The organism is Flagellimonas okinawensis (genome assembly GCF_029194005.1).
Lineage (GTDB): Bacteria > Bacteroidota > Bacteroidia > Flavobacteriales > Flavobacteriaceae > Flagellimonas > Flagellimonas okinawensis.
Map to the genome: position 1 here is coordinate 118,315 of NZ_JARFVA010000003.1, position 25,702 is coordinate 144,016.

24 protein-coding genes are annotated in these 25,702 nt (G+C 42.7%); 9 read left to right on the forward strand and 15 right to left on the reverse strand.

Annotation, left to right across the window (positions count from 1 at the left end; genetic code table 11):
- Positions 1-117: 117 nt before the first annotated feature.
- The gene (locus tag PY091_RS10075) at positions 118-1,218 is read left to right on the forward strand and encodes an acyltransferase family protein (RefSeq protein ID WP_275649541.1); all 1,101 of its coding nucleotides are present in this window, start codon (positions 118-120) and stop codon (positions 1,216-1,218) included.
- 7 nt (positions 1,219-1,225) lie between these two features.
- Here PY091_RS10075 and PY091_RS10080 read toward each other — a convergent pair whose 3' ends face one another.
- The 4 genes from PY091_RS10080 to PY091_RS10095 all read right to left on the reverse strand — a co-directional run bounded on the left by PY091_RS10080 (position 1,226) and on the right by PY091_RS10095 (position 5,195).
- Positions 1,226-1,582, reverse strand: coding sequence for a hypothetical protein (locus PY091_RS10080; RefSeq protein WP_275649542.1), 357 nt, complete (start codon positions 1,580-1,582; stop codon positions 1,226-1,228).
- 31 nt (positions 1,583-1,613) lie between these two features.
- Positions 1,614-2,888 (reverse strand): metal-dependent hydrolase family protein, encoded by a 1,275-nt coding sequence (locus PY091_RS10085; RefSeq protein ID WP_275649543.1) that lies wholly within the window; start codon positions 2,886-2,888, stop codon positions 1,614-1,616.
- A 133-nt stretch (positions 2,889-3,021) separates the two neighbouring features.
- Positions 3,022-4,038, reverse strand: coding sequence for a UDP-glucose 4-epimerase GalE (gene galE, locus PY091_RS10090; RefSeq protein WP_275649544.1), 1,017 nt, complete (start codon positions 4,036-4,038; stop codon positions 3,022-3,024).
- Positions 4,039-4,040: 2 nt separating this feature from the next.
- On the reverse strand, positions 4,041-5,195 hold the full coding sequence (locus tag PY091_RS10095; RefSeq protein ID WP_275649545.1) for a DegT/DnrJ/EryC1/StrS family aminotransferase: 1,155 nt from the start codon (positions 5,193-5,195) through the stop codon (positions 4,041-4,043).
- Between the two features lie 80 nt (positions 5,196-5,275).
- Here PY091_RS10095 and PY091_RS10100 point away from each other — a divergent pair, with 80 nt between their 5' ends.
- The 3 genes from PY091_RS10100 to PY091_RS10110 all read left to right on the forward strand — a co-directional run bounded on the left by PY091_RS10100 (position 5,276) and on the right by PY091_RS10110 (position 8,199).
- The gene (locus PY091_RS10100) at positions 5,276-6,520 is read left to right on the forward strand and encodes a 3-deoxy-D-manno-octulosonic acid transferase (protein WP_313790383.1); all 1,245 of its coding nucleotides are present in this window, start codon (positions 5,276-5,278) and stop codon (positions 6,518-6,520) included.
- A 32-nt stretch (positions 6,521-6,552) separates the two neighbouring features.
- The gene (locus PY091_RS10105) at positions 6,553-7,944 is read left to right on the forward strand and encodes a sugar porter family MFS transporter (protein ID WP_275649546.1); all 1,392 of its coding nucleotides are present in this window, start codon (positions 6,553-6,555) and stop codon (positions 7,942-7,944) included.
- A 105-nt stretch (positions 7,945-8,049) separates the two neighbouring features.
- Positions 8,050-8,199: a hypothetical protein gene (locus PY091_RS10110; RefSeq protein WP_275649547.1), complete on the forward strand. Its 150-nt coding sequence runs from the start codon at positions 8,050-8,052 to the stop codon at positions 8,197-8,199.
- Here the strand turns inward: PY091_RS10110 and PY091_RS10115 are convergent.
- From PY091_RS10115 to PY091_RS10140, 6 genes are all read right to left on the reverse strand, one after another.
- A complete protein-coding gene (locus PY091_RS10115; RefSeq protein WP_275649548.1) occupies positions 8,192-8,824 on the reverse strand; it encodes a hypothetical protein in 633 nt (210 codons plus the stop codon). The two genes, PY091_RS10110 and PY091_RS10115, sit on opposite strands and share 8 nt — an antisense overlap.
- Before the next feature lie 50 nt (positions 8,825-8,874).
- Positions 8,875-9,174 carry an HPF/RaiA family ribosome-associated protein gene (locus tag PY091_RS10120; RefSeq protein ID WP_275649549.1) on the reverse strand — a complete coding sequence of 100 codons (300 nt, stop codon included), beginning with the start codon at positions 9,172-9,174 and terminating at the stop codon, positions 8,875-8,877.
- A gap of 80 nt (positions 9,175-9,254) precedes the next feature.
- The gene (locus PY091_RS10125; protein WP_275649550.1) at positions 9,255-10,574 is read right to left on the reverse strand and encodes an ATP-dependent 6-phosphofructokinase; all 1,320 of its coding nucleotides are present in this window, start codon (positions 10,572-10,574) and stop codon (positions 9,255-9,257) included.
- A 13-nt stretch (positions 10,575-10,587) separates the two neighbouring features.
- Positions 10,588-12,204: a phosphoenolpyruvate carboxykinase (ATP) gene (gene pckA, locus PY091_RS10130; protein WP_275649551.1), complete on the reverse strand. Its 1,617-nt coding sequence runs from the start codon at positions 12,202-12,204 to the stop codon at positions 10,588-10,590.
- An 18-nt stretch (positions 12,205-12,222) separates the two neighbouring features.
- The gene (locus PY091_RS10135; protein WP_275649552.1) at positions 12,223-14,058 is read right to left on the reverse strand and encodes an SLC13 family permease; all 1,836 of its coding nucleotides are present in this window, start codon (positions 14,056-14,058) and stop codon (positions 12,223-12,225) included.
- A gap of 16 nt (positions 14,059-14,074) precedes the next feature.
- Positions 14,075-14,866 (reverse strand): universal stress protein, encoded by a 792-nt coding sequence (locus tag PY091_RS10140; RefSeq protein ID WP_275649553.1) that lies wholly within the window; start codon positions 14,864-14,866, stop codon positions 14,075-14,077.
- A 197-nt stretch (positions 14,867-15,063) separates the two neighbouring features.
- Here PY091_RS10140 and PY091_RS10145 point away from each other — a divergent pair, with 197 nt between their 5' ends.
- The 3 genes from PY091_RS10145 (at position 15,064) to PY091_RS10155 (ending at position 17,690) form a co-directional block, all read left to right on the forward strand.
- Positions 15,064-16,035: an ROK family protein gene (locus PY091_RS10145; RefSeq protein ID WP_275649554.1), complete on the forward strand. Its 972-nt coding sequence runs from the start codon at positions 15,064-15,066 to the stop codon at positions 16,033-16,035.
- 101 nt (positions 16,036-16,136) lie between these two features.
- On the forward strand, positions 16,137-16,865 hold the full coding sequence (locus tag PY091_RS10150; RefSeq protein ID WP_275649555.1) for a DUF2490 domain-containing protein: 729 nt from the start codon (positions 16,137-16,139) through the stop codon (positions 16,863-16,865).
- A gap of 96 nt (positions 16,866-16,961) precedes the next feature.
- On the forward strand, positions 16,962-17,690 hold the full coding sequence (locus tag PY091_RS10155; protein ID WP_275649556.1) for an energy transducer TonB: 729 nt from the start codon (positions 16,962-16,964) through the stop codon (positions 17,688-17,690).
- Positions 17,691-17,737: 47 nt separating this feature from the next.
- Here the strand turns inward: PY091_RS10155 and PY091_RS10160 are convergent, their stop codons facing one another.
- On the reverse strand, positions 17,738-18,940 hold the full coding sequence (locus PY091_RS10160; RefSeq protein ID WP_275649557.1) for a succinylglutamate desuccinylase/aspartoacylase family protein: 1,203 nt from the start codon (positions 18,938-18,940) through the stop codon (positions 17,738-17,740).
- A 2-nt stretch (positions 18,941-18,942) separates the two neighbouring features.
- Positions 18,943-20,784, reverse strand: a complete 1,842-nt coding sequence (locus tag PY091_RS10165; protein WP_275649558.1) for a CBS domain-containing protein — start codon at positions 20,782-20,784, stop codon at positions 18,943-18,945.
- A 184-nt stretch (positions 20,785-20,968) separates the two neighbouring features.
- On the opposite strand from PY091_RS10165, the gene hemN reads away from it, so the two are divergent.
- Both hemN and PY091_RS10175 read left to right on the forward strand, forming a co-directional pair.
- Positions 20,969-22,327: an oxygen-independent coproporphyrinogen III oxidase gene (gene hemN / locus PY091_RS10170; RefSeq protein ID WP_275649559.1), complete on the forward strand. Its 1,359-nt coding sequence runs from the start codon at positions 20,969-20,971 to the stop codon at positions 22,325-22,327.
- Between the two features lie 17 nt (positions 22,328-22,344).
- A complete protein-coding gene (locus tag PY091_RS10175; protein WP_275649560.1) occupies positions 22,345-23,166 on the forward strand; it encodes a universal stress protein in 822 nt (273 codons plus the stop codon).
- A gap of 92 nt (positions 23,167-23,258) precedes the next feature.
- Here PY091_RS10175 and PY091_RS10180 read toward each other — a convergent pair whose 3' ends face one another.
- Genes PY091_RS10180 through PY091_RS10190 form a run of 3 tightly spaced genes read right to left on the reverse strand, consistent with a single transcriptional unit; the run spans position 23,259 to position 25,701 of the window.
- Complete coding sequence (locus tag PY091_RS10180) at positions 23,259-24,527, reverse strand: acetyl-CoA hydrolase/transferase family protein (protein ID WP_275649561.1); 1,269 nt, start codon at positions 24,525-24,527, stop codon at positions 23,259-23,261.
- A 14-nt stretch (positions 24,528-24,541) separates the two neighbouring features.
- Positions 24,542-25,252, reverse strand: a complete 711-nt coding sequence (locus tag PY091_RS10185; RefSeq protein WP_275649562.1) for a sulfite exporter TauE/SafE family protein — start codon at positions 25,250-25,252, stop codon at positions 24,542-24,544.
- A 2-nt stretch (positions 25,253-25,254) separates the two neighbouring features.
- Complete coding sequence (locus PY091_RS10190) at positions 25,255-25,701, reverse strand: FixH family protein (protein ID WP_275649563.1); 447 nt, start codon at positions 25,699-25,701, stop codon at positions 25,255-25,257.
- Position 25,702: the final 1 nt, after the last annotated feature.

The following is a 25,702-nucleotide window of genomic DNA, read 5'->3' on the forward strand; positions in this document are numbered from 1 at the left end:
AAATCAAAACTCTGTTACAGAACCCACAGGAAAGCGATAAAAATTAAATTTTTAACTCAAATTAACAGGGGATACTAAAAATAATTTAACTTGACCTCCAACCTAAACCGACCAAACATGTCCAAACTAAAAAACAGGTTCCTTTCCCTTGACGTTTTCAGGGGGCTGGATGTTGCCTTGATGATCGTGGTAAACTCTCCCGGAAACGGATCGACTTCTTTTGCCCCATTACGACATGCGGAATGGCACGGTTTTACATTGACGGATCTGGTTTTTCCCACTTTTTTGTTCGTTGTTGGAAATGCCATGAGCTTTAGCATGAAAAAATATGAAAGTATGGGCAACCCCGCTTTTTTTAGAAAAGTGCTGAAACGAACGTCAATTATATTCCTACTGGGCTTTTTAATGTATTGGTATCCCTTCTTTGATGATGGACAATTGAAACCTTTTTCGGAAACGCGGGTTTTTGGCGTATTACAACGCATCGCTCTCTGCTATATGTTCGCTTCAATTATCCTTCATTTTGTGAAGACCAAAACAGCCATATGGCTGAGTGCCGTTTTTTTGGTGGCATACCATCTTATCCTAATAGGATTTGGCGACCTTACCCTTACCGGAAACGCGGTTATAAAATTGGACGAATGGTTGATCGGTGCGGACCATATGTACCACGGAGAAGGAATAGCCTTTGACCCCGAAGGTTTGCTGAGTACGCTTCCTGCGATTGTAAATGTAATTATTGGTTATTTGGCCGGTAGGTTCATACAGAACAATGGCCAGAATTTTGAAACGGTCGCCAAACTGATGATGTTCGGATGTGTTCTGGTTTTCGCAGGTTTGACATGGGACCTTATATTACCGATAAACAAGAAGCTTTGGACAAGTTCCTTTGTGTTGCTTACCTGTGGGATAGATCTCTTCGCCATAGCCATTCTTATTTATATACTGGATATGAAAAAAGCAAAAAGCTGGAGTTACTTTTTTGAAGTGTTCGGAAAAAACACCTTGTTCATTTATTTGCTCTCAGAGGTTTTTGTAATATCACTTTTTGCAATCGATATTGGGGATAGCTCCTTATATAGATGGATAGCGGACAACATTTTTATTTCTTGGTCCGGTGGCTACATGGGGTCCCTATTGTTTGCCCTATGGGTAATGCTGAGCTGCTGGGCGGTCGGATATTTTATGGACAAAAAAGGGATCTACGTAAAAGTCTGACCTTGGATCATCTGCTATACTTGGCCTTGTACCAAACTTTTTGCCATTCCCTTTTCAACAATAAAAAAGATACCTCCGCCGAAATATCAACAACATCCGACGGAGCGATCTTTTTCACCTCTTTCTCGGAAATATCCACCACATAAAGCAGGTTCAGATATTCCGGAAATTTTTCCACGATCAAAAAGTAAATTTTTTCGTGGATAGTACTTTTCAATTCTTCTGGGGATATGTCCATGGGAATATTGATCGGCACATTGGCCAGATCAAAATCCTTTTTCAATTGGAGCAATAATTTTTGGTACAGCTGTTCCTTTTGAACAACTTCCAACAACTCCGAACTGGTATTAAAGTTGGACAGCATATCCTATTTACGAAGAAATCCTAAAAAGGGATTATTCCCCTTTAAAGATTTTACCGTCCTTCATCACAAAAGCAACCTTTTTCAAGGATTCCACATCCTTATCAGGATTACCATCAACCGCAATGATATCGGCAGTAAAACCTTGTTTCAACTGACCTAGGCCATCAAGACCCAAAAGAGCTGCATTGGTCATCGTTGCAGACTTAATGGCTTCAAGTACCGGCATTCCAGCCTCTACCATATAAACAAACTCTCTGGCATTCTCCCCATGTGGATAAACTCCGGCATCCGTTCCAAAAGCAATTGGAACTCCTTTTTTATAGGCTCTTGCGAACATTGCCTGGAGCTTCGGACCGATTTCTATAGCCTTTTTAGCCACGACCTCTGGATAGTATCCTGGTTTTGCGCCATTTTCAGCGGCTTGTTTTCCTGCAGTAATCGTTGGGACCAAATAGGTGTCGTGCTTGATCATCAAGTCCATGGTTTCGTCACTCATCAGTGTACCATGCTCAATGGTTTTTATACCTCCCAATATCGCTCTTTGCATTCCTTCGTCCCCATGGGCATGTGCAGCGGTCAAAAAATTATAATCTTTTGCTGTGGAAGTGATGCTCTTGATTTCCTCTAGGGTAAACTGTGGGTTTTGCCCACTCTTGGCAACGCTCAACACCCCGCCTGTCGCGGTAATTTTGATAACATCCGCACCCTCCTTGTAACGTTGCCTCACCGCTTTTCTCGCATCTTCGACGGAATTTACCACACCTTCTTTTGGCCCTGGGTCTTCCATGAGGGATTTTTTTACACCATTGGTAGGGTCTGCGTGTCCACCTGTGGTCCCAATGGCCTTTCCAGCGGTAAAAATCCTCGGTCCAACAATAATTCCTTTGTTAATGGCATTTCTCAAGGAAATATTCACCCCACTACCTCCTAGATCGCGTACTGTGGTAAATCCGGCCATCAAGGTTTTCTTGGCATAAATTGTTGAATTAAATGCCACATCGGCCTCGTTCAGGGTGAATTTTTGAATATATGCACCTGGATTGGACTCCGACTCGATATGCACGTGCATATCGATAAACCCCGGCATCACGGTCTTGTCCTGCAAATCCACAACAAAGTCTTTGGAACCTCCTTTTTTAAATCCATCCTCTATGGATTTAATGGAAGTACCAGAGACCACAATAGTTTTCTCGGTCAAAATCTTTCCGCTTTCCACATCTACAATGCGACCACATTGTAAGTAAGTGTCCTGGGCAAATACAATTGCCGTAAATAGGAAAATGGAAAATGTAAATAGTTTTTTCATTGGTTTTGAGTTATTTGAATTAGTTACTCTTCAAAATTAACCTTTCCTATACTATTCTACACAAAACTGTTTTGCCAACGACAAAAAAAAGCCTGTCTACGGACAGGCTTTGACACTTTATAACGGATATTGTTTATCCCCTAACTATTTTCTCCCATTCCCATGCTGATTTCATGGCAACATCAAGACTGGATTTTGCCTTCCAGCCCAAAACTTCATTGGCCTTTTTGGTATCCGCATATGCCTGGATGACATCACCCGGCCTACGATCAACAATTTTATAGTTCAGTTTTTTGCCTGAAACACGTTCAAAGCTCTGAATAACCTCCAATACCGAGCTACCTTTTCCAGTTCCCAAGTTGAAAACCTCATAATTTCCTTCATTCTCGCTCTTCAATAATCGTTGAAGGGCAGCTACGTGGGCCTTTGCCAAGTCTACCACGTGAATGTAATCCCTGATACAGGTACCATCTTCGGTGGGATAATCATCCCCGAAAACGGAGAGTTGCTCTCGAAGACCTATCCCGGTCTGTGTAATAAAGGGTACCAGGTTTTGCGGCACTCCTATCGGGAGCTCCCCGATCTTACCTGATGGATGGGCCCCGATCGGATTAAAATAACGAAGGGCAATGGATTTGATCTCTGGGTTCGCCCTGCACGTATCCTTTATGATCTGTTCTCCCACTTGCTTGGTATTCCCATAGGGGGATTCGGCCGGCTTTACCGGGGCGGATTCCGTTATGGGCATCTGATCGGCCTGACCGTATACCGTACAAGAGCTGCTGAATATAAAACTTGCACCTCCCTTTTTCTTCAATTCCTGAAGGATATACACCAATACCCCCAGATTGTTCTCGTAATACAGCAGCGGTTTTTCCACGCTTTCTCCAACAGCTTTGGAGGCCGCAAAATGAATCACCCCCTCCACATCGGGGTATTTTTGAAAAAATGCCTGGACTTTTGATTTTTCCCTTAAATCGAACTCTTCAAAAATGGGACGTTTGCCAGTGATACTTTCAATTCCGTCCAAAACGTCTTTGGTGGAATTGGAAAGGTTGTCGATGATCACCACCTCAAATCCTTCGTTTTGAAGTTCAACAACAGTATGGGAACCAATAAACCCGAGCCCCCCTGTTACGAGTATTTTCATTGTTACTTATTTACGAAGTCAATAACCAAATTGGTCATAAAGTCAATCTGCTCATTGTCCAACTCCGTATGCATCGGAAGTGATATAACTTCGTTGACCAATTGATTGGTCACTGGGAAATCCTCTTCGACGTATCTCTCATCCGCATATGCTTTCTGTTTGTGCAACGGAACTGGATAATATACACCACAAGGAACGTTGTTATCGTTCAAATGTTGCACTAGCCCGTCACGTTTTCCATTGGTTATCCTTAGTGTATACTGATGGAACACATGGCAATCACATATGCTTTTCTCGGTGTCGCAGCCACAGGATATTCTTGGAACCACAATATGTTCCTGACCTTTAAAAGCCTTTGAGTATTTCGATGCTGCTTCCCATCGCTTCTGGTTATAAAAATCCAATTTTGGCAATTTTGCCCTGAGTACGGCGGCCTGAATGGAATCCAACCTTGAATTTACACCAACAACATCATGATAATACCTTTTGTACATGCCGTGATTGACAATACCGCGAATGGTATGCGCCAAATCATCATCGTTGGTGAAAATCGCTCCTCCATCCCCATAACAACCTAGGTTTTTGGATGGAAAAAAAGAAGTGGCCCCTACATGTCCAATGGTTCCTGCTTTTTGTTTGGAACCATCCTTTGAATAATAGGATCCCCCTATGGCCTGAGCATTATCTTCGATAACATACAAATCGTGCTTTTTAGCAAGCTCCATGATATCGTCCATATTAGCACATTGTCCAAACAAATGCACGGGAACGATGGCCCTTGTTTTTGGGGTAATGGCCTTTTCAATTGCGCTTACATCAATGTTAAATGTGTCCGGCTCAACATCCACCAATACCGGAGTCAATTGCAACAGACCAATGACCTCAACGGTGGCAGCAAAGGTAAAGTCGGCAGTAATCACCTCATCGCCGGGCTGCAATCCTAGACCCATCATACATATCTGCAATGCATCGGTACCGTTAGCACATGGTATCACATGCTTTACATTGAGATACTCTTCCAACTCGTTCTGAAAGGCATGGACATGAGGTCCATTTATAAATGCGGATGAATCCAAGATTTCCGCAATAGCTTCATTGACCTCGGTTTTTATACCTTCATATTGACCTTTTAGGTCAACCATTTGTATTTTCTTCATCGGAATAAATTAATAGTTCAAAATTAAGAAATAAAGACGCCATAATGGTCTATGAACTAAAGAATGTATTTTAGCAAAAAATGATGCCATTGCGTTTTCTTTACAATATACTTATCAATATAACTTGGTTTGGCCTTAAAGTGATTGCGCTTTTCAATCAGAAAATTAGGCTGTTCGTACAAGGACGAGGAAAAACTTTGTCCCTATTGAAGCAACATATAGCGGCCGAGGACAAAACCATTTGGATGCATGTGGCCTCACTTGGAGAGTATGAGCAAGGGCTTCCCATTCTGGAGCGGTTGCGAAAATCCCATCCAAAACACAAATTGATTCTGAGCTTTTTTTCACCTTCGGGCTATGAGGTCAAGAAGGACACTTCTGCAGCAGATGTCGCAGTGTATTTGCCTATGGACAGTAATGCAAAGGTCAAACGATTTTTAACCCTCGTGCATCCGGACATGGCCATTTTTGTTAAATACGAGGTCTGGCCCAATTACCTGCACCACTTAAAAAAGAGAAAAATCCCCACTTTATTGGTATCTGCAATATTTTCTGAAAGACAGATTTATTTTAAGCCCTTGGGAGGGTTTATGCGAAAAAGCTTGGGACTGTTCGACCACTATTTTGTTCAAGATAAAAAATCGCAACACCTATTGGAATCCATCGGACACAAAAACTCCACTATTGGCGGTGACACACGATTGGACCGGGTTTCCGAGATTCTTAAAAGGGACAACCAGCTGGATTTTATGGAGGAGTTCAAGAATACCGACTTGTGTATGGTCGCCGGAAGTACTTGGCCGGAAGATGAAAAAATATTGATCGACTTTATCAACACCACCAAGGAAAAAATAAAGTTTGTAATAGCACCCCACGAAATCAAAAAAGAGCATATTGACAAAATCATTTCGGCATTGCATAAAAAAACATGCCTCTACTCCAAGATGAACGATCAAAATTTAAGCGAAGCCGATGTACTTATTGTTGACACCATTGGTCTCTTGACCAAAATATACAGCTATGCAGATATCACTTATGTCGGAGGGGGGTTTGCCACGGGACTGCACAATACCATGGAACCTGCGGTGTTCGGTATCCCGATCATAATAGGCCCAAAGTTCAAAGGATTTAAAGAAGCGGAAGATTTGGTAGCGGCAGGCGGTATAATATCCGTTTCCGACCAGAAGGGTTTTGATCTTGTCATGGAAAATCTATTGGCGGACACCTCCACGATAAAAAAATTAGGCCAAATCAATTACAACTACATCAACACCAATACCGGTGCAGCAAATCTGATCATGGAACACATATCTGGAATTTTGTAAAATTTGGTTAGCTTTAACAAAATTCATCCCGTATGGACAAGCGTATTTTTAGAATATCACTGACAGCGGCCCTTGCGGGCTTTTTGTTTGGGTTTGATACCGTGGTTATCTCTGGGGCCAATCAGCCCATCAAGGAAATTTGGGGCACCAACTGGTTCTTGGGAGACTCCATTTTTACATTTCACGGTATCTTTATTATGTCCATGGCACTTTGGGGAACCGTTCTGGGTTCGCTCTTGGGAGGCATTCCCACCGATCGATTAGGAAGAAAAAAGACCCTTTTCTGGATCGGTATCCTTTATTTTGCTTCTGCAGTGGGTTCCGCCCTTGCTCCAGAAGCCTACAGCTTTTCCCTTTTTAGGTTTATTGGTGGTGTCGGTGTTGGAGCCTCTTCAGTAGCCGCTCCAGTTTATATTTCTGAGATTTCCACTGCACAGACCCGTGGCCGGTTAACGGCGATGTATCAATTCAATATTGTTTTTGGCATTTTAGTGGCCTTTATTTCCAACTATCTCATCGGGATGATCTTTGACGAAAGTATCGCTTGGCGATGGATGTTAGGAATCGAAGGGCTCCCAGCACTTATTTATACGATTATGGTATTTAAAATACCGAACAGCCCCAGATGGTTGTTAATGAAGGAACGAGCCGATGCCGTGGTCATCGAGAGCATTACCTTGCTGGGGGTTGCAAGGGACAAAGCCACGCTTCACTTGGAACAAATAAAAATAGCCCTCTTTGAAACCAAGGAGGAAGAAAAGGGCAATTTGTTTTCCGGCAAGTATAAAAAACCCTTGATATTGGCATTTTTACTTGCTTTTTTCAACCAACTATCAGGCATCAATTTTGTTTTATACTACGCACCGGAAATATTGGAACGGGCAGGACTCGCCTCGGGCGAATCGCTTTTCAGCTCCATTTCGATTGGTGTCATTAATTTGATCTTCACATTTGTGGGTATTTCCATGATCGACAAACTAGGAAGAAAACAATTGATGTACATCGGCTCCATAGGTTATATTGTAAGTTTGGCCATGGTTGGTTGGTGCTTCTATTCAGGTGCAAATTCCGTACTCCTTCTCACCTTTATCTTGATTTTTATCGCCTCCCATGCTGTTGGGCAGGGTGCAGTGATATGGGTGTTTATCTCAGAGATATTCCCCAACAAGGTGAGGTCCTATGGCCAAGCGTGGGGAACTGGGACACATTGGGTGTTTGCGGCACTTATAACCTTGTTGACACCGACATTTTTGGATGCGGAAATAGGGGTTTTCAAGGACAACCCTTGGCCCATTTTTATCTTCTTCGCCTTTATGATGGTGCTTCAATTGCTCTGGGTAATATTCATGATGCCAGAGACCAAGGGAATAACATTGGAAGAGCTTGGAAAATTACTAAGCGGTAAGAAGGAAAAAAAGAACTGATTGACTTACAGTACACACAGAAAAAATATCCGTTAATCGAATAGTGGCCACTACATTACTGTAAATGAGCAAATAATTCCTTAAATTCAAGGAAATTACACTATTATGGCAGATGAAATTAGCTTTGGAAACAAACTTATGGTCGGGTTTTTACGGATCATGGTTTTTGTGCTGATCGTAATCCTGATCGCGATTCCCGTACTTATTATATTGGATTTTTTAGGGATATTGGAGGCGATAGGACTTTCTAATTAAAAATCACATCTTGCTCACCCATGGATTTGGTGACCAACTTAATGTAAGAGCCAATGGCTTTGTTCACATTGTCCGGTTCTGTGACATCTACCTCACCTCTCCATATCAATTCTATCTCCTTTCCTACACAGATACAATATAGGGAGGTCTCTGCATGATAGATATTGAAACTATCATAATATTCCGGATCGTAATAAATGTTTTGGTGCTCTAGGTAATCGCTGGTAAAGCGAACAAACATTTTATCCACTTCGTTGATGTGCTCCCTAAAGGTTCTTCTGTTCTCGGTCCCCACGACCTTGGTAAAAAGGATGGCATCGAAGCCCTTGTCCAATAATTGTTGCTCGACTTCTTCCAATTCCTCTTCGGACCTTTTGGAGGAAGTAAATTCCACATCAAAAAGATCCATACTGCGCATGGCATCTATACCTTGTTCCTTTAGGGCATTCACAAAACTGGTCTCGAATTCCATTCGAGCATTATCGTCCTGCACCATTCCCACCACGAGAACTTGGTACGCATCGAAAAACACTATGTCGGGATTTTTCCATGTACCCACCAACTTGGTGGAGGAACAGCCCATTAACAAAAGTATGAGGCCAAAAGCCATTAATTTTGATTTCATCACAGTGTTTTTTAAGATTGATGCGCAGTATGGATTATATCTTGCCCATTTTAATGGGTAGCAAAGGTAGCCTGCCTTTTTTCAAGCTGCCTTCTGAGGTCTTCAATGGTATTGGCCATGGACTTTTCAAAATCATCCGTATTGGATTTGGCAAATATTCTAGGACCAGGGGCACTAAGCTCAATTTCACAAATCTTGCCTTCCCCGGTCTTATCGTTCTCTGTTTTAAAAAGCACGTTGGCCTTTATCAACCAGCTGTACTTATTTTCCAAACCTTCCAGTTTTTTCATTAATAATTGGGTCAATGATTCACTGGTCATCATTTTTTGATATTGAACATGTACTTCCATGATTATTGTTTTATTTATATTCAAATCTATGACTACTAAAGATAAGATTTAATGACAATTGTCAGTTTGATAATGGGCATTTATCCCAATGAGAATGGCTGTCCGGTACTTTGGAGAACCGAGAACCAAAACTCTCCTTCCAAATCAATTTTTTTCCGCTTCTTGGTCACTTCGGAGATGGGAACATATACGTAACGGTTGTTCACTCTACTGGCCACAAACTTTGTCTTTCCTGCCATGGCACCATGTACGGCATGGTACGCCAATCTGCTACAGAACACGCTGTCACTTGAATTTGCCGGGGCACATCTCACTATATAACTTGGATCGATATATTTGATGGTGACCGGGCTCCTTTCCTTGAAATATTCGGCAATTTTCTCTTTGAGCAATAGTCCGATATCCTCATGTTGTACATTGCCCGATGCATCTTTGACTATTTTTCTATCCTTGAAAAGTTGTTGTCCGGCGCCTTCCGCCACTACGATTACGGCATGTTTCTTTTGGTGCAATCGCTGTTCAAGTACTTGCAAGAACCCACCTACACCATCCAGTGAAAAATCCATTTCGGGAATCAGTACAAAATTTACCACAGGCATTGCCAAAGCAGCGGAGGCTGCAATAAAACCGCTGTCCCTTCCCATCAATTTAATGATGGAGATGCCATTATAGGCTCCCGTGGCCTCGTTGTGCGCATCCCGTAATATGGGGCTGGCCACATCAAATGCGGTTTCAAAACCAAAGGACTCATCGATAAGATCGATATCGTTGTCAATGGTCTTAGGGATTCCCACTACACTAATTTTGGCGTTTCGCTTGGATATCTCCTCTCCAATGGCGTTCACTCCCTTTAATGTGCCGTCACCACCTATGGCAAAAAGCATGTCCACTTTATTTTCCTCCAAGGTGTCCACCATTATCGAAACATCCTGCCCCCCTCTGGAAGAGCCTAAATATGTTCCTCCAAATTGATGGATGTCCTTTACTTTTTCCGGCGTCAACTCTACCAGTTCGTGCCCTTTATCAGGATTCAGTCCCTCATACCCGTAGGGTACGCCTATGATTCTTTTCACATCATAGAAATAGTGCAGGGCCATTACAAGACCTCGAATCACATTGTTGATCCCAGGGCATAGTCCACCACAGGTAACAATGGCCGCGGTAACGTTCCTCGAATCAAAATAAAGATTCTGTCTTGGACCCGCTTTCTCCAGACTAAGGGGCGCAATGCCATCTTTAAGGCATTGTTCGTACTCGGACATGGAAAGGTCAAAAACCAGCTTATCGGATTCACCGATAAAATCAAATATCTTGTCTCCCTTAACTTCACTGAGCTTTAGGGGCGACTTAAATTTTGTCGCCCCTAAACTCTCTATATCAAATTTATATTTACTGTTCACTTTGTTTTGGTTCTTATAGGTGTTCGGTCAAACTGTGGTGTGAATCGATCAGTGGGCCACCGTTCATAATTTCCTCCGAGGCCTGACTTGCAAACTTGTCAAAATTAATATGGAACGAATGCGCCAATTGAATGGCCTTGCTGACATAAGCTCCTTTTTGCAGCCAAGTATTCATGGGATCGAGAATTTCTGTCGGGACCCCTGGACAATATTTTGGCATATTGAGCCCAAAAATCGGATGGGTATCATAATCCACATCGTCCAATTTACCTTCTAGGATCGCAGAGATCATGGCCCTTGTATATTTGAGCTTGATTCTGGAGCCCACTCCATATGGGCCACCGCTCCACCCAGTGTTCACCAACCAGACATTTACCCCTGAAGCCTGCATTTTTTCACTCAACATCTCAGCATATACTGCTGGGTGCAATGGCATAAAGGGCTCTCCAAAGCATGCGGAGAAGGACGGTACCGGCTCTGTTATTCCAGCTTCGGTCCCGGCAACCTTAGCGGTATAGCCAGAGATAAAATGGTACGCAGCTTGTCCCGGTGTCAACTTACTGACCGGGGGCAATACGCCAAATGCATCACAAGTTAAGAAAAAGATATTTTTAGGATTGGATGCATACGATGGCTCTTGAATATTATCTATATGATAAATGGGGTAACTGACCCTGGTGTTCTGGGTAATGGAGCTATCAAAGTAATCAACTTCCTTTGTTCCTTTTTTGAATACCACATTTTCCAAGAGGGCCCCTGGGCGAATGGCCCTGAAAATATCGGGCTCCTTTTCTTCGGTAAGATCTATCACTTTGGCATAACAACCACCCTCAAAGTTAAAAATGGTATCCTCTTTGGTCCATCCATGCTCATCGTCACCGATAAGTTTTCGGTCTGGATCGGCAGACAAAGTAGTTTTTCCCGTTCCCGATAGACCGAAGAAAATAGCTGTATCGCCTTCTTCTCCCACGTTGGCCGAGCAGTGCATTGGAAGCACATCCTTTTCTACGGGAAGTATTAGATTTAGGGCGGAGAATATACCTTTTTTCATTTCTCCGGTATAGGCCGAACCGGCCACCAGTGCAATTTTTTTCGTAAAATTCAAGATGGAGAAATTACCGCTCAAGATTCCAAATTCGGATGGGTTCTGAGCTTCATATCCCGGAGCACAAAGCACGAGCCATTCCTCTTCAAAATCATCAAGTTCGCTCTCCTTTAATCTCAAGAACATATTTTTGATGAAGTAGTTGGACCAAGGGTATTCGGTAATGGTCCTTACGTTCATTCTATATTTAGGGTCAGCACATACATAGGCATCCCTAACGAAAACTTCCTTGCCATCCAGATAGTCAACGACCTCGTTGTACAACTTATCAAAATTTTCAGGGGATACTGGTTTGTTTATCCTGCCCCACCATATTTTGTCCTTGGTGTAATCATCTTTCACCAAAAAACGATCTTTGGGAGATCTTCCCGTAAACTTACCCGTGTTCACACATAAGGTACCGTTTTCCGTTTCTACCCCCATACCCTTTTCAAGGGTGAGTTTTTGTAAGGTTTCCGCATCCAAGTTCCATTGTGGTCGGACATTTTTTAATCCATACTTGCTTAGATCTTTGATTGTGGTCATATCAGTGGTTTTTAATGGTTAGAAGCTCCATATCCATGGAACCAATAATAATGTTGCTATAAAGAAAAGTAGCAGTAAAGGTCCTCCTACTTTTACATAATCAATGAACTTATATCCTCCTGCGGACATCACCATGGCATTGGTGGTTGTACCTACAGGAGTCAAGAAGGCCGTAGAGGCGCTTATCGCCACGGCTATCATGAAGGGTTTCGGCGAAACGCCCAATGTTGTCGAGGCCATAATGGCTATAGGCGCCATCAGGACAGCTGTTGCCGAATTGTTAATGGTCTGACTAAAGGCCGCCGTCAATAAAAATATACCTGCCAACAAAGCCACCGGATGTATACTGCCCAATGAATTCACCAAGCTATTGGCGGCCAACTGGGCAACACCTGTTTTTTGCAGTGCAAGCCCCATCGGTATCATCGCAGCGATCATCACCACACTGGTCCAACTTATGCCCTTGTAAGCCTTGGATATGGGCACACAACCGGTCAACATCATAATTCCGGCACAAACCAGTGCCGCAATGGCACCGGGCAATATATTGAGTACTAACAACAGTATCATCAATACCAATGTTCCCAGTGCTATATAACTTCTTGTGGTCAATTCATCCACGTTCTTTGACAGTGCTTCCGGGCTTCCCGAAATCACTAGATTTTCATACATGGATTTCAAGGCAATAATATTTTCCCATTGCCCACGGATAACAAAGGCATCGCCTGCCTTAATCCTGATCTTTCCGGTCAATGGGGCATTGTCCCTTGATAGGGCAAGGAGCTGGACACCTGCCTGACGCAAGTAGTGTCCCAGATTAATGGTCTTGCCCACAAAAACCGATTTAGGGGTAATGATCATTTCAGCCATCCCTACTTCTTGATTGATCAATTCTTTTTTGAGCATATCCTTCTCCGGTTTTAAGGGAATAACGCCCAAGTGGAACTTCAACACAAGTTTATCCACATCTTCGGGTTCTCCCTTGACCGTAATAATGTCGTGATACCTCATCTCGGTGTCAAGACCTGGCATCTCCACAAACTGTGGAATCCTGTGCAGTTTATTGGGATGTCTTCTTTTTAAACGCATTACGGATACTTTGTGCTCAGTTTCAAAGTTCCAATCCCCGATCTTGGTATTGATCAGCTGTGACATGGACCGTATCCGTAATCGATATAGGTTATCCCCTATACTATAGTTCTCGATCCATTTGTGCATCTCCTGATCAATCGCCATTGGTTTGTTGTTTGTCCTATGGTCGGGCAATAATTTGTGGCCGATATACCTAAAATACAATACGGAGATAATGAGCAAGGGTACTCCGATAAGTCCAAATTCAAAGAACGAAAATCCGGTAAAACCATTTTCGGCCAAGGCATTGCTCACAATAATATTGGGCGGTGTACCCGTTAAGGTGAGCAACCCTCCCGTATTGGAACCAAATGCAACCGGAATCAAAAGCTTTGATGGCAGCGTTCCGGCATTCCATGCAGCTGTTACCGTTACCGGTAACAATGCCGCCACTGTTCCCGTATTGCTGACAAAACCGGACAATAAGCTGGAGCCCAATGTTACGATTACGAGCAAACGAGAAACATTCTTTCTGGCCCACTTTACAAAATATTGTCCCGCCATCGCCGTCCAACCAGTTCTGGACAACCCCTCTCCGATAATGAAAAGAGCGGCAATCATGATCACTGTTGGATTGCTAAAACCGGCCAAAGTCTCTCCCAAGTCCAGAATCCCTGTAAGAAAGAGTGAAAGCATTGCCATTAAGGCCACTACATCAGGAGGAAATTTTCCCCAAACAAACAATAAAATCGTAATACTTAAAATAATTAGCAGTGGCAGCATGCGCAAGGTTTCAACATTAGTCCAGCGCCAAAACCGGTATCTCGGAATGTAAGGTCAACAATTTGGTCAACCTACCTTCGGACGGGGTACTCTTCTCGGTATGGTTCCGTGGCAAAATGGTTAAAAGATCAATGTTTTTTTCGTTGATGTAATCCAAGATACCCTGTTCCACATCTTCATTTTTACTAAAGGAATGGTCGGCATAAAAATGCTCCAAATAATATTCCAATAGATTTTCATTCGATTCCTTGATAGCCTCTTCGTCGTATATGGAATCTTTATAGATGGTAAGGGCATGTACACGGGCATCGAATGTGCGGGCCACTTCCAAAAGCATCTCCAACACCTCTTTGTCGTCTATTTTTTCCCCTCCCATCACCAAAGCAATGTTCTTGGGTTCCTTAATGGCCGTTCCATAGGGCACCGAAATGACCGGGCAATTGGCCTCCAATACCAATTTTGATGTATTGGTGATGGCTTCATCCGTAATTTTATCGCCCATGGTTCCCATCATGATCAGATCGGCGTTGCTTTTTTCTTGTGTGGCCAATATTGTCTTGGTCACTTCTCCGGTATCGGTCAAAAATTTGGCCCCTACTTTTAATTTGACATCGAAAGATTCCAACATCTTAGAAAAATCCTTGGTCAACTTTACAGCATCCGATTCACTAATGGGCATACTACCTACATAAAGACCCAAGATCTCAATAGATCTTTCTGTCCCCACAAAGTTGACCACGTATTCCAGAGCGTTCACGGACGCCTCGGAAAAATCAAAAGGAATTAATATTTTATTTAAACTGCTCATACCTATTATAATTTATTGGTTTTTATATGCTATCCAAAAGTAGAATCGGCCCTTGACCTAAAACATGACAGAAGTCATCCTTTTCCAACTTTTGCATGATATTAGGAAAAAATCCGCCTCCATAAAAATACGGGAAGTTATTTTTTTGACACCATAATACTTATATTTAAAACCCTTAAAAAAACTCGGATTTAAATATGGATTTAGTGATCGGCATAGACATAGGAGGTACCAAGACCAAGATAGGTTTGGTGGATGAACATGGAGAATGCTATGAAAAGACTTTTTTTAGAACAAAGGAATATCCCAACCTGGACAACTATTTGGATAAAATTAAATCCACTTGCGATGAACTTATCGCACAATTCGGGGAACAGGCGAATATTATAGGTTGTGGGATTGGTGCTCCCAATGCATCCAGTAAAAACGGGACCATTGAAAGTGCAAGCAATCTGGCATGGAAAGGGAGTGTTCCCTTGGTAAAACTGCTACAACAGCGAATGGATATGCCAATCCGTATTATGAACGATGCCAGTGCCGCTGCCTTGGGAGAAATGCTTTTTGGTGGGGCTCAGGGCATGACGGATTTTATTGTAGTGACTTTAGGTACTGGTTTTGGTGCCGGAATAGTGGCCAACGGGCAATTGATAGATGGGTTTGATGGTTTCGCCGGAGAATTGGGGCATGTAGATATGACCATTGGCGATGGCAGGTTAACGGGATTGGGCGTAAAAGGTGGTCTTGAAGCGTATGTATCCGCCACTGGCCTAAAGCGTACCGTTATGTACATGCAAAGCAAATATCTGGTCGAGAGCCGCTTTAGGGATATCGCTTATAACGACCTGCATGGGGAGGACATAACCCGGGCAGCGGAAGAAGGGGACGAAATCGCCCTCAAGGCTTTTGATTACACTGCGAGGATCATGGCCCAAGCGCTCGCTAATTTTACGGCTTTCACCCAACCAGAGGCATTTATTTTAATGGGAGGGCTTACCAATAGTGGAAAATGGATCATGACTCCATTAGAAAAATATTTTAACGGCTTTCTGTTGGATGTATATAAGGGCAAGGTTAAACTGATACATTCGACCATGCATGGAAAAACCGCTGCCATTTGTGGGGCGGCCGCCCTTATCTGGGAAAACAAAAAGAAACAAAGCGCCCAATAAACCTGGATACCTAAGATTAGGCCAATCTATGACAAACATCATACTATAGCCGTTATTTTAATGGCAAACTTTGTACTCCTACAATCCAAAATACATCGCTCATGGAGTTTACAAAGTATAGCTCAACATTGCTTTGTTCCATAATGCTATCTGCTTTCTTGCACCACTCAGTTTATGGTCAAAATTCTGAAGAAAACGAGTATGGGTCATGGTTCGTACTTTGCGGCACTACCAAAATCCATAAAGATTGGAGCGTACCCGCCGTTGGTATCCTAAAGCACAACCATATGGTGGACAAATACGGGTTTTTCTTCTTCAGGACAGGTGCTTCCTATCATATTAGTAGTGCTTCCACAGTTACAGGAGGCATGGCTCTGCTCAACTCAAATTCCTATTTGGAGCAAAACGATGTCGTCAACACAAATCAAATTTGGTTTTATGGCGAATACACGCTCAAATCCAAAATCCACGGTCAATCCATTTCACAACGGGTTCGGTTTGAAAATAGACGATTGATCCATACAGAAGACCCAAAGACCAACAATAGGATCAGGTACCGGCTACAATATGTAAGACCCCTCTATAAAGATGTATACCTTAAGGCTTTTGATGAAGTGTTCCTTAATATGGAGGGCACTACTTTTAGTCAGAACAGGATATTTTTTGGTGTTGGCCGACAACTTACCAAGAATTTGAAGGGGGATATTGGTTATTTTAACCGTAGGTTCAGAAACTCAAGTGAAAATATGATCCGACTTGGACTCACTTTTCAATTTGACTTGACGGACAATGATTTGGCCGGACTTCCACACACAGACATAAACAACTGATTATCTGTTGTTTTACACCCCTTCATAAACCTGACTATTATCATATTTTCTGATTTTGAAGAAAACTACCTTTAACATAGTTAAATAGTAAAAGTCATGAAACCAAAAAAGAACCCAGACGTAGAAATTGGACGTAATAGTAGTCTTTATTTCATGATAGGACTTACTTCGGTATTGTTCATGACATGGCAATCCTTTGAAGTAAAGTTCTATGAAGAGGAATCCAAAGTTTCTGAAGTTGTTCAATTAACCGACGAACTTAAGGAAGATGTACCGATCACTGAAATGATCAGAACCGCTCCACCTCCACCCCCTCCTTCAGCTCCTAACGTGATCGAGATCGTGGAAGATGTGGAAGATGTAAAAGAGACTATCATCGAGAGTACCGAAAGTAGTCAAGAAACATTTATCGAAGATGCTGTGGTACGCATTGAGGATGTAGATGTAGAAGAAGTGGAAGAAGAGATCATCGTACCCTTTGCAGTAATCGAACATGTACCGGTATTCCCCGGTTGCGAGGACCTTCAAACCCAAGCTGAGCGTAAAGAGTGCTTTAACCAGAAGGTACAGGAGCACATCAAGGAAAACTTCAGTTATCCTCCCGCTGCTTTGGAGATGCACATTACAGGCAGGGTATATGTCCAGTTCGTAATCGACACCCACGGTAGGGTAAGTGGAATACAAAAAAGAGGTCCTGACAAATTATTGGAAAAAGAGGCTGAGAGAATCATTGCTTCCCTACCAAAAGTCAAGCCCGGTGAACAACGCGGAAAAGCTGTCAACGTAAAATACAGTATCCCGATCAACTTTATAATGCAAAACTAAACATACCCTAATACTTAAAAAGGCCCAAGAAATATCTTGGGCCTTTTTTATTTATTGAACCATCTCGTATTGGAATACTCTGAAGATTTCGAGGCACTTTCCCTGTTCTTTGCCCTTAAATGGGACCTGTCAAATTTTCTGGCCCTATAACCCATTAAGTGTAAAAAGGATTTGGCAAAAAAGCGTGCCACTCTCTGGTCTACCACCAAAGTAGCCTTTTCTGGATCGCCCCATTCCACACCCGGCAATTTTACCAAGATATGATCCACCCTAAATCGCCTTAGTTGTTTGGACAACCAAAGCAAAAATTTAGGTATGGGCCTTATAAAATAGAAACCTTCATTCCCTTGCGCCTGGTATAACGGCATAAATATTTGACGCCGTTTGGTAGTCTTTAGCTCAACCCCGTCCACAAGTGCCAAACTAGCTCCTTTTGGTATTATCTGAAAATTGATGAACCCCGGGAACATCTTAAAATTATTCTCTGGCCCAATATCGTGCTGGTGGTAGATTTCATAAAAGGTATGGGAATCACGTCCTGAATCGGATATCGCCTTCCTTAACCTTTCCAGCTCATCCTCGGAAGTTTCCAAAGATTGGGTTAGGGCCAAAGAATATCGAATAAAATCCATACAGTTGGTCACAGCTTGCCCATCATCGTGCTGGCCGCTTTCAAAACCTAGGGATACATAGCCCAACTCATTGATATAACTGAGCAATGCCCCTTTTAAATACTCCTCGATTCCCAAAATAATGGGCAAAGGAAAATGGGAGGCAAATTTTCTGTTCAGTAGACTGTCGTTCAGCACCATAAAAGGAATGGTATCACTAGAGGTGGTATGAAGGTCCAGAAAGTAAAATGGCGATGTTCCTCGCCTTAATATATCCTGTAGCAATACATAAAGATGATTCAATTCATTCTCTTCACTATGATGTGCCCTATTACTTTCGATGATGTCCTCGATACGTTCCGGAAACCATATTCTATTGAAGTCTTCCTTTTGAAAACGCTGTCTGGTCTCCAGAGCTCCCAAGTTTCCCGATACACCATAGATATCCCCATGAACAATCGTGTTTTGGCCCCTAATTTGCTTGAAGACTTCCTTTAAGGCAAAAACACCTGCCGTTTCATTACCATGTACACCTCCAAAAAAAACCACGGTAGGACCGCCCGGTTTCCCTTGAACATGGTCAATGATGCGATCTACATGTACATCCTTGTTCAGTGCTATGCTATGGACCAATGGCATGATTATAAATCTGTTTTACTAATGATTCCCACGGTATGGTCATCCACACAGACGGGCAAACACCCAATATTATATTTCTCCATCATCAATTCTGCTTCTTTAATCTCGGTCTTGGGACCGACCGTTATTACTTCCTTGACCATAATATCCGAGACTTTAGCCTCCTTTTTATCCAATTTTTCAAATCTTTCTATATGGCTCCAAGTAAGTAGGCCCACCAATTTTCCCCTTTCATTTTCAACCGGGATATGGTGGATATTGTTCCATTGCATGATCGCAATGGCCAAGTTGGCATAATCGTCCTCGTAAAGTTTCAACAGCTTAGTGGACATGATCTGCCCTACCCAGTGAAAAGATTCCTTGGTCTTTGCCATACCCTTGATTGGCCCCCATTTGTGGACCGGTTCCAAGGTCTCTTGGTTATTGTACATGGCCCTGGTCAATTGGACAATGGCACTGTCCAGTTTCATCTGTTTACGTAAGGCCCTAAAATTCTTTATTTGCCATTCGGCTCCGGTACCACTTGTTAATCTCGACTCTATTACTCCCAATAACATTTTGATATCCTCCTCGTCAATATTGAATTTTCGCAAACCGTTGTAGGCAATCGGTAGAAGTTCTTGCTGTACCATTTTCTTTACCGTCATAGTCTTGCCCATCCAAGAAAACACGGTGTGCCTTCCACTCATAGCCGCCCGGATAAAGTTGAGTTTGGCCACCTTAAAATCCATTAAGCTAGGCATATCATCATACTTTTTGGGCCTGCCGGCCATTAGGCCCACCCAAAAGGCAAAATTGGCCATTTCATCCATTTCGGTTGGGCCGGATGGGATGTATCTATTCTCTATCCGTAAATGCGGTTTTCCATTGCCCACACCATAGCATGGTCTGTTCCAGCGATAGATCGTACTATTAAAAAGACTCAAGGCTTCCAACTTTGGAATATGGCCTTCTTCGAGCAGGTCCATAGAACTCTGCTCAATGGGCTTGGTCAACAAAATACGATGGGAAGATATATCTTGTTTAAATATCTCAGCGACCGATGCCTTTTGCCATCGCTCACCAAAACCTACCCTCGCCACTTGTTCCTTCACAGCTTTGGTCCATACCCTTGCATCGAGGCTTTGTTGGAACAGGGCAATACGGGTCTCCCTCCAAAGTTCCTTGCCCAAAAGGAGCGGTGAATTGCAGCAAATTCCCAAAACCGGTCCCGAAATGGCCTGGGCCCAATTGTAACTTTTGATAAAATCGTCCGGTGGTATCTGCAGATGTAGTTGAAAACTGGTGTTACATGCTTCAAAAAGTACTGAATCATGATGTAATGAAAGCTCATCCGCGCCTTTGATCCTTAAAGAAAAATCATCACCGCGCCAAGTCTTCAGCACTTCATTTATTCTAGAGTACCTCTTAATGGGCGTCATAAAATCCATCCCAAGTTCATCTTTGCTGATGGTGGGAAGTATCCCTGTAAGAACAATTTTGGAACCATGCATTTTTGCTACTTTTTTTGCCTTTTCCAGCAAAGTGTGCAACTGATTCCCCATACTTTTAAAACAATCCTTCTCCAGTTGTATGGGATCTAGGTTGGCTTCAATGTTATAGGTTGCAAATTCTGTGGTGAAGTGACCATCGTCTAAATCTTTCAATATATCCAATGATTTGGGGGAAGGCCTGAATTCATCATTGATCAAACACATTTCCTGTTCTGCCCCGATACGCACAATATCATCCTCGATCAATCCATCCTTGATCATTTTTTCCAACGCTTGGATATCCTCGATTAGGTGCTGAACAAATGCTTTTCGCTCCTGTTCACTGAACGAACTTTCCACATGCTCTCCCATTCTGATAGATTTTAAACCGTTATAAATCAGTATAAATGTAAGGTATAGAACAGCTTAAAAATATGATACTCATCAGGCTCAATATATCGTATTTGGGGCCTTAGGACCGAAAGCCTGACAATTATCATGTTTTATACAAGGCATCAAAGGTAATTTTGACCTATAATGAAATGGTATGTAGCTTATGTGCGAATTAATTCAAAAATATAATGTCCCAGGTCCAAGGTACACCAGTTACCCGACCGTTCCATATTGGGATCTTGAAACATTTTCAGGCAAAAAATGGAAATCCAGTGTACTCAGGGCCTTTGAAGAAAACCCGGACGAAGGAATCAGTGTTTATATACATCTCCCCTTTTGTGAGAGCATGTGTACCTTTTGTGGGTGCCATAAACGCATTACCAAACGTCACGAGGTTGAATCACCTTATATAAAAGCGGTTTTAAAAGAATGGGAACTATACGTTGACCTAATGGGTTCAAAACCCGTTATAAAAGAATTGCATTTAGGTGGTGGCACCCCTACTTTCTTTTCCCCCGAAAACTTAAAGTATCTTATTGAAGGTATTGTTCGTCTGAGCAAGAAAACCGATGACATAGAATTCAGTTTTGAAGGACACCCAAACAATACGACCAAAGAACATCTACAAGCACTGTACGATGTTGGTTTTAGAAGGGTTTGTTATGGTGTTCAAGATTACAACTTGACCGTACAACGCGCCATAAACAGAATTCAACCCTTTGAGAATGTCAAGAACGTGACGGAATGGGCACGAGAGATCGGTTACACCTCTGTTGGACATGATATCATTTACGGATTGCCATTTCAAAATTGTTCGGATGTGGAAACGACCATCATGAAGACAAACGCTATTAAACCGGACAGGATCGCTTTTTATAGTTATGCACATGTTCCTTGGTTAAAAGGAAATGGACAACGCGGTTATAAAGAAGAAGACCTTCCTTCTTCCGTGGAGAAAAAAGCACAGTACGAAATGGGTAAAAGAATGCTGGGCGAATCCGGTTACAAGGATGTTGGGATGGATCATTTTGCACTTCCTACCGATAGCTTGTACAAGGCTTTGGAAAACGGCACCCTGCACAGGAATTTTATGGGTTACACCCCATCCAAGACCAAACTAATGATAGGCCTGGGAGCATCCAGCATTAGTGATAGCTGGTATGGTTTCGCACAGAATGTCAAAAACGTGGAGGAATACGAAAATTTGGTTTCACATGGAGTTATCCCTATTTTTAGGGGGCATATCCTCAATGCCGAAGACGAAATTATACGTAGGCACATCCTCAATATCATGTGTAGGTTCGAAACCACATGGAGCCAAGAGGAAGAGGAGGTAGTTGATTTTGAGAGTATTTTGTCCAACCTTTCCGAACTCGAGGCGGACGGATTGGTCGAAATAGAAGAGACCCAAATAAAGGTCACCGACAAAGGAAGACCTTATGTTAGAAACATTAGTATGGCCTTTGATCTAAAAATGCATAGAAAAAAACCAGATACCCGAATATTTTCCATGACCGTTTAACCTAAAAATGCAATAAAATGAAAAGTATAATCGTACCGGTTGATTTTTCAAATCAATCCGAAAAAGCCCTTAAAGTAGCCGCATCCCTTGCCAAGCAACACGATGCGGAACTATTGGTGCTCCATATGTTAGAGCTTTCTCCCGCCATTATGGGGGAATCTGGATACATATCCCAAGAGCAGGTAGTCCATTTGATTAAACTTGGCGAACAACGCTTCAGCGACTTTTTGGACCAACCCTATTTAAAAGGGATCAAAGTGGTTCCAGTAATCAAGCATTACAAAGTATTTAGTGAAGTGGCCGAGGTCGCAGAAAAGCACAAAGCCGATTTAATTGTTATGGGATCGCACGGTGCCGACGGACTTCAAGAAATATTTATCGGCTCCAATACCGAGCGCGTTGTTCGAACTTCAGATATTCCCGTTTTGGTAATCAAGGGGGATGTTGAGGAATTCAAGCCCAATCATTTTGTCTTTGCCTCCGATTTTGAGGAAGAGAGCGTTCCCGCTTTAATAAAGGCCAATGAAATGGCAGATTTGCTCGGGTCTCAATTACACTTGGTATACATCAACACACCAGGGGACGAGTTTTTGAGCACTGAGGATGCCAACGCCAAAATTTCCAAATTCCTGGATGCCGCCAAGGTAGGAATGGAAGTAGAAATATATAATGATTACACCGTTGAAAAAGGTGTACTAAACTATAGTGATAAAGTATCAGCGGACCTTATCGGAATACCCACACATGGAAGAAGAGGCCTATCGCACTTTTTCATGGGAAGTATCGGCGAGGACATCGCCAATCATTCCGAAGCACCGGTGATCACCTTTAAGATCTGATGGGTTGCATTTTTGATTGGTTTCATGCAATTCAAAAAAAGAGGGGACAATTTTAAAATTGCCCCCTCTTTTAGTTTAATACGTTACCATGGTTATCCATGAAACCTTTCATAGGCCGCTTTTTCGAGCGACTCCCTATGATCTGGATGCGCAATGGAGATCAAAGCTTCCGCACGCTGGTGCAAGTTCTTACCGAAAAGGTTGACCACACCATATTCGGTGGCCACATAATGCATGTGGGCACGCGTAGTGGTAACCCCTGCACCCTGCTTTAAGAAAGGTGTTATTTTAGAAACTCCTTTTTTGGTGGTAGAGGACATAGCTATTATGGGCTTTCCTCCCTTTGAAAGGGACGCACCTCGCATAAAATCCATTTGTCCACCAACTCCTGAAAATTGATAGCCTCCGATTGTATCGGCACAGACTTGGCCGGTCAAATCAATCTCGATAGCACTGTTTATAGCGGTTGCCTTAGGGTTTCTACGAATTCTTGCCGTGTCGTTGGTGTATCCGGAGTCCCTGAAATCACAAATGGGGTTATCGTCGATAAAATCGTATAGCTTTTGTGAACCAACGGCAAAGCAACTAACGATCTTGCCCCGTTTCACGGCCTTTTCCTTACCATTGATCACACCGCTTTCCAGTAATGGCAAAACTCCATCGGAAAACATTTCGGTATGGATACCCAAATTTTTATGGTTGCCAAGGTTGGAAAGCACTGCATTTGGTATGTTCCCGATACCCATTTGTAGGGTAGCACCATCTTCGATCAATGAAGCCACGTGCCTTCCGATTTCATGTTCTACTTCCGATGGCTCTGTTGGATCGTGTTGGTGAATTGGCCTATCCACTTCTATGGCGAACGCTATTTCATCGATATGGACAATCCCTGTTCCATGGGTCCTAGGCACTTGCGGATTGATCTGTGCCACAATTTTCTTTGCGGTCCTCACAGCGGGCAGCGCCACATCTACCGAAACACCCAACGAACAGTACCCGTGTTTATCTGGAGGTGACACTTGTACAAAGGCCACATCCAAGGGCAGGTATTCATCGGCAAACAGCCAAGGTATCTCACTCAAGAAAACTGGGATATAATCCCCCATGTAGGTATTTACATAGCTCCTTACATTGCCTCCGACAAAGCATGCGTTCAATGTAAAGGCCTCGCAATAGGGCTGTCTTGTATATTTTGCATCCCCTTCGGTATGTATGGATATGATCTCAACATCTTTGATCTGCTGGTGCCTATCGCACAGGGCATCGATCAATTCGTTAGGGGTCATTGCCGCTCCTTGGAAGAAGACCCGGTCTCCTGATTTTACAATTCCTACCGCTTCTTCCGCTGACGTTATTTTCATTGTGGATTTAAATTTTAGGGTTGATGGCATTCTATGGTCGCCGATACTGTATCTGCCGGGGCCGCTTTTGGGGAAACATATGGTATTCCCAACCCAAGCCCACGTACAATAAACAAAATACCTATGATGACCACAAATACCGGTATCAATTTCTGGATTTTAAATTTAATGGAATTACTGAACATTCCTTTGGAATACACGACCAATGACATCAACGGGACCGTACCAAGACCAAATATCATCATATAAAGTCCGCCCTCTAAGGCATTGCCCATGGCAAGTGCCCCCAAGAGTGCCATATACACGAGTCCGCAGGGTAAAAACCCATTTAGAAAGCCTATGGTCAAAAAAGTGTCAGGGGTCTTTTTTTTGAGCTCTGATCCCAATTTGGATTTCACCTTCCCGATTATCGAGTATATTGGTGATAAGATCCGATGTCCGTTCAGATATTTGGCTGGAATCAATACCAAGATGATCATAAGTGCCCCAATTCCTATAGAAAGCTTCTGTTGTATGCCAAATAGGGATAAGCCTTTCCCCAAGAGACCAAAAAGCACACCAATGATCCCATAGGCCAATAACCTACCAAAATGGTAGATGGCCAACTGACCTGTTTTCTTGACATTATTGGTTTGATCCAATGGAAGCATAAAAGCTATTGGCCCGCACATGCCCAAGCAATGCAAGCTACCCAATAGACCCAAAACCAATGCAGACGTCAACATGATCAGTACACTAATTTTTCTTTATGTAAAAAGGAGTTACCTTCGTATTGCCAGTTTATGGATATGTCCCAGCGACCGTCTACCAAGCGATTGTCAGGTATGAGCAAATGTGTTTTGGACAAACTTATAGGAAAGTTAGTATCCAAGTGCTTGTTAGACGGTCTATATAGGGACACTTTACCACTAATTTTTTTGGGGTCGAAACGTTCAGGGAAATAAATCATCAAACCTTCTTCGGTCTTTTCTACCTTTAAGTTGGCATTCATTTCAGATGCTGTTTTAGAGGCATCTATTTCCTGTTGATAGGATAATTCCTTTTTATAATATTCTTCCGTTACAAGATCGTGGTTGGCCCTGTCATCAGTACTCATCCGAACCACAAAGTATAGGATGAAGCTGATAAACCCAATAAATGCCAACACGATTCCTGTTCCCCAATTAATTTTCATC

Excerpts from the sequence above, each read along its gene's own strand:
- PY091_RS10155 (WP_275649556.1), top strand. The coding sequence starts at position 16,962 with ATGAAACCAAAAAAGAACCCAGACGTAGAAATTGGACGTAATAGTAGT.
- PY091_RS10175 (WP_275649560.1), top strand. The coding sequence starts at position 22,345 with ATGAAAAGTATAATCGTACCGGTTGATTTTTCAAATCAATCCGAAAAA.
- PY091_RS10180 (WP_275649561.1), bottom strand. The coding sequence starts at position 24,527 with ATGAAAATAACGTCAGCGGAAGAAGCGGTAGGAATTGTAAAATCAGGA.
- PY091_RS10185 (WP_275649562.1), bottom strand. The coding sequence starts at position 25,252 with ATGTTGACGTCTGCATTGGTTTTGGGTCTATTGGGTAGCTTGCATTGC.
- hemN (WP_275649559.1), top strand. The coding sequence starts at position 20,969 with ATGTGCGAATTAATTCAAAAATATAATGTCCCAGGTCCAAGGTACACC.
- PY091_RS10150 (WP_275649555.1), top strand. The coding sequence starts at position 16,137 with ATGGAGTTTACAAAGTATAGCTCAACATTGCTTTGTTCCATAATGCTA.
- PY091_RS10140 (WP_275649553.1), bottom strand. The coding sequence starts at position 14,866 with ATGAGCAGTTTAAATAAAATATTAATTCCTTTTGATTTTTCCGAGGCG.
- PY091_RS10100 (WP_313790383.1), top strand. The coding sequence starts at position 5,276 with ATGATGCCATTGCGTTTTCTTTACAATATACTTATCAATATAACTTGG.
- PY091_RS10095 (WP_275649545.1), bottom strand. The coding sequence starts at position 5,195 with ATGAAGAAAATACAAATGGTTGACCTAAAAGGTCAATATGAAGGTATA.
- PY091_RS10165 (WP_275649558.1), bottom strand. The coding sequence starts at position 20,784 with ATGGGAGAGCATGTGGAAAGTTCGTTCAGTGAACAGGAGCGAAAAGCA.
- PY091_RS10160 (WP_275649557.1), bottom strand. The coding sequence starts at position 18,940 with ATGCCATTGGTCCATAGCATAGCACTGAACAAGGATGTACATGTAGAT.
- pckA (WP_275649551.1), bottom strand. The coding sequence starts at position 12,204 with ATGACCACAATCAAAGATCTAAGCAAGTATGGATTAAAAAATGTCCGA.
- galE (WP_275649544.1), bottom strand. The coding sequence starts at position 4,038 with ATGAAAATACTCGTAACAGGGGGGCTCGGGTTTATTGGTTCCCATACT.
- PY091_RS10120 (WP_275649549.1), bottom strand. The coding sequence starts at position 9,174 with ATGGAAGTACATGTTCAATATCAAAAAATGATGACCAGTGAATCATTG.
- PY091_RS10190 (WP_275649563.1), bottom strand. The coding sequence starts at position 25,701 with ATGAAAATTAATTGGGGAACAGGAATCGTGTTGGCATTTATTGGGTTT.
- PY091_RS10115 (WP_275649548.1), bottom strand. The coding sequence starts at position 8,824 with ATGAAATCAAAATTAATGGCTTTTGGCCTCATACTTTTGTTAATGGGC.
- PY091_RS10080 (WP_275649542.1), bottom strand. The coding sequence starts at position 1,582 with ATGCTGTCCAACTTTAATACCAGTTCGGAGTTGTTGGAAGTTGTTCAA.
- PY091_RS10145 (WP_275649554.1), top strand. The coding sequence starts at position 15,064 with ATGGATTTAGTGATCGGCATAGACATAGGAGGTACCAAGACCAAGATA.
- PY091_RS10075 (WP_275649541.1), top strand. The coding sequence starts at position 118 with ATGTCCAAACTAAAAAACAGGTTCCTTTCCCTTGACGTTTTCAGGGGG.
- PY091_RS10110 (WP_275649547.1), top strand. The coding sequence starts at position 8,050 with ATGGCAGATGAAATTAGCTTTGGAAACAAACTTATGGTCGGGTTTTTA.
- PY091_RS10105 (WP_275649546.1), top strand. The coding sequence starts at position 6,553 with ATGGACAAGCGTATTTTTAGAATATCACTGACAGCGGCCCTTGCGGGC.
- PY091_RS10135 (WP_275649552.1), bottom strand. The coding sequence starts at position 14,058 with ATGCTGCCACTGCTAATTATTTTAAGTATTACGATTTTATTGTTTGTT.
- PY091_RS10085 (WP_275649543.1), bottom strand. The coding sequence starts at position 2,888 with ATGAAAAAACTATTTACATTTTCCATTTTCCTATTTACGGCAATTGTA.